Annotated in this window: 4 protein-coding genes; all 4 read left to right on the forward strand. The window is 65.4% G+C overall.

Translation table 11 applies throughout. The annotated features are described in order from the left end of the window. Positions 1-1,009, forward strand: a 1,009-nt coding sequence (locus tag EOD07_RS27035; protein ID WP_164772567.1) for an ATP-binding cassette domain-containing protein, incomplete at its 5' end; no start/stop codon positions are given. 20 nt (positions 1,010-1,029) lie between these two features. After that, the gene (locus EOD07_RS27040; RefSeq protein ID WP_245470509.1) at positions 1,030-1,968 is read left to right on the forward strand and encodes an ABC transporter permease; all 939 of its coding nucleotides are present in this window, start codon (positions 1,030-1,032) and stop codon (positions 1,966-1,968) included. Further along, the gene (locus EOD07_RS27045) at positions 1,969-2,922 is read left to right on the forward strand and encodes an ABC transporter permease (RefSeq protein ID WP_127237577.1); all 954 of its coding nucleotides are present in this window, start codon (positions 1,969-1,971) and stop codon (positions 2,920-2,922) included. It abuts the gene before it with no gap. A 55-nt stretch (positions 2,923-2,977) separates the two neighbouring features. Continuing rightward, positions 2,978-3,525, forward strand: a 548-nt coding sequence (locus EOD07_RS27050) for an SGNH/GDSL hydrolase family protein (protein ID WP_127237578.1), incomplete at its 3' end; no start/stop codon positions are given.

Consider the following 3,525-nt stretch of genomic DNA (forward strand, 5'->3'; position numbering starts at 1 on the left):
CGCCGATGTGGGGGTGCTGAACCGCCACATCCGCAGGCTGAAGGATGAGGGCAAGGCGGTGGTCTACATCTCGCACCGCATGGATGAGATCTTCGCCATCTGCGACACCGTCACGGTTTTGAAGGACGGCGAGCTCGTCGGCACCAGATCGCTCGCCGAGATGACGCCGGCTGCGCTGATCGCGATGATGGTCGGCCGCGAGCTGGCCGACCTCTTTCCCCAGCGCGGCGATGCCCCTGGCCCCGCCATGCTTTCGGTCGAGGATTTCCGCATCACCGAGCGCTCGAAACCATTTTCGCTGGAGCTGCGCCGTGGCGAGATCGTCGCGCTGGCCGGCCTGGAGGGGCAGGGCCAGCAACGCTTCCTGCGCTCGCTGGTCGGTCAATACCATCCCTTCGCCGGCCGTGTGGCGATCAAGGGCAAGTCGCTGCCCTTGCCGGTGTCGCCCGGCGGCGGCGTGCGCCGGCTGCAGGCGATGGGCGTCGGCTTCGTGCCGGAGGATCGCAAGGAAGACGGGCTCTTCCTCGGACTCTCCGTGGCGCACAACATTGCCGCAGCGCTCCATTCGAAACGGTCGGAGCTGGCGCTGGCCGCCGGCTATCAGCGACAGATCGCCGACACGATGTCGAGCCTTGCCGTGAAGGCGAGCGGCCCGGGCGCCGCCGTCGGCACGCTGTCCGGCGGCAACCAGCAGAAGGTGCTGCTGGGCCGCTATCTTGCCGCCGACATCGATATCCTGCTGGTCGAAGAACCGACGCGAGGCGTCGACATCGGCGCAAAATCCGAGATCTACCTGCTGCTGCGCGACTTCGCGAAGAAAGGCGGCGCGGTGCTGGTGCTGTCGCGCGAGACGGTCGAGCTGATCGGGCTCTGCGACCGCATCTGCGTCGTCCACAACGACACCATCGTGAAGGAAATGCCGGCGGCCGACGCCACGGAGCACAACATCCTCGACGCCGCGCTCAGCGCCAACGGGGAGGCGAATGGGGCGGGAGGTGAGCGCCGATGACAGCCATCAGCAGGCGCCTCATGAGCGCGAGAGGATCGCGGCAGGGCATGTGGATGCTGCCCCTGCTGATCGCGCTGGCCATTGCGCTCTGGCTCAGCCTCGAGACGGCGCAGTTCCTCAACGGGGAAAACCTGCTCAACCTGGTGCCGCAGGCGATGCCGCTCGTCATCACGGCGGTCGGCCAGATGTTCGTCATCCTGCTCGGCGGGCTCGACCTTTCGGTCGGGTCGATGATCAGCTTCACGACGGCGGTGCTTGCGCTTGGCGGACCCGCCTGGGTGCTGATCCCGGCCGTGTTCGTGCTGGCCGCGCTGGTCGGCTTCAGCAACGGCTTCATCATCACCCGCTTCAACGTGCATCCGATCATCGCGACGCTGTCGACGCAGTACATTCTGCTCGGGATCACGCGGGTGCTGCGGCCGGTTTCGGGCGGCACGGTGCCGGATATCGTCATCAGCGCCGTGGCCGGGTCCTTCCTCGGGGCACCGATGCCCGTGTTCTGGGGCATCTTCGTACTCGCGGTCGCCTGGAAGCTGCTCTACGGCTCCCGCTTCGGGCTGCACCTTTTTGCGATCGGCGGGGGCGTGTCGTCCGGTGTTGAGGATGCGGCGCATAATTTCGGCATCGCCGACCGGCGCAACATCGTGCTCGCCTATGTGATCTGCTCCTGCTTCGCGGCTCTGGCCGGGGTCTTCCTCGCCGGGCGCATCGTCTCGGGCGACCCGAATGTCGGGCTGCTGTTCGAGCTCGACGCAATCACCGCCGTGGCCATCGGCGGCACCCAGCTTTCCGGCGGCATCGGCAGCCTGCACGGCACCGTCATCGGCGCGCTGGTCATGGCGCTGCTCGCCAACGGCATGAACCTGACGAATGTGTCGCCCTTCATCCAGACCACCATCAAGGGGGCGATCCTGCTCCTTGTGGTCGCTCTGCAGTCGCGCAAGAAGATGGGGTTGTAAGTGGCCGCCGCGTTCGCCAATCCCGTCCTGCGCCGCCTGCTGCGCGTCCCTCCGGCCTACTACGTCTTTGCCGTGCTGCTTGTGGTTCTGTGGATCGCGCGGCCGAACATGCTCAATCTCAACATCATGGGCATATTCGTGCGCCAGATCGTTCCGCTCGGCATATTGGTGCTCGGCCAGCTTCTGGTGATGCGGGTGCGAAGCATCGACCTGTCGGGCGGCGGTGTCATCCTGCTCATCAACTACACCATTTCGTCCGGCGCCTTTCCCGGCGCCTCCATGGCGTTCTTCATTGTGCTTGCGCTGGCCATTGGGCTGGCCGTCGGGTTCTTCAACGGACTGATGGTCGGGGTGAGACGGGTCTCGGCCGTCATCGTCACGCTTGCGGTCGGCATCGTCCTGGTCGGGATCGTGCAATATCTGTCGAGCGGCAAGCCGCCCGGCGATGTGCCCGGCATGTTCGCCGACATCTACAATACCAAGCTTGGCCCGGCGCCGACGCCTGTGATCTTCTGGGTGGCGGTTTCGGCGGCGCTGTCGCTGTTTCTGTCGCGCACGGTTTTCGGCCGCTACGTGACGTCGGTGGGTGAGAACGTGCAGGCGGCGCATTTCTCCGGCGTCCCGGTCGCGCGCACGGTCGTGCTTGCGCATACCCTCGCCGGCCTGTTCGCGGGCATTGCCGCTTTGGTCCAGACGGCTTCGATCGCCGTCGGCAGCGTTCGGGTCGGGCTCGACCTGCCGATCCTGGCGGTCGCCGCGACCATCCTCGGCGGCGTCGTCTTCGGCCGTGGGGAAGGCGGTGTCTGGGGGCCTTTCTTCGGTGTGCTGTCGTTTGCGCTGCTGTTCGTCGTGATGACCACCTTCGGCGTCGACGAGCCCGGCAAGCTGATCGCGCAGGGGCTGATCATCCTGCTCGCGGCGATCTTCTACGGCATCAGGCAAAGGTCGAGCTGAGCGGGCAAGTTCGGAACGGCCAATAGTCAATCGCATAGGAAAATGGATTGGAGATATGACCAAAAGATCGATCTTGTGTTTTGGAGATTCGCTGACCTGGGGCTGGATTCCGGTCGTCGAGGGGTCGCCGACGCATCGCTACGCCTATGAGGACCGCTGGACGGGCGTGATGGCCTCGCATCTGGGCGATGGCTACCATGTGATCGAGGAAGGTTTGAGCGCCCGCACCACCAGCCTCGACGATCCCAATGATCCGCGTCTCAACGGCAGCGCCTATCTGCCCTCGGCCATCGCCAGCCATCTGCCGCTCGACCTCGTCATCGTCATGCTCGGCACCAACGACACCAAGTCGTTCTTCCGCCGCACGCCTTATGAGATCGCCAACGGCATGGCCAAGCTTGTCGGCCAGATCCTCACCAGCGCCGGTGGCGTCGGCACACCCTATCCGGCACCCCAGGCGCTGGTGGTCGCGCCGCCGCCGCTGACTCCGATGCCGCATCCCTTCTTCCAGGGCATGTTCGCCGGTGGCCATGAGAAGACGGCGGCGCTCGCGGCCGAGTATCGCGCCATGGCCGATTTCACCAAGGTCGATTTCCTCAATGC

The sequence above is a fragment of the Mesorhizobium sp. M2C.T.Ca.TU.002.02.1.1 genome, assembly GCF_003997225.1.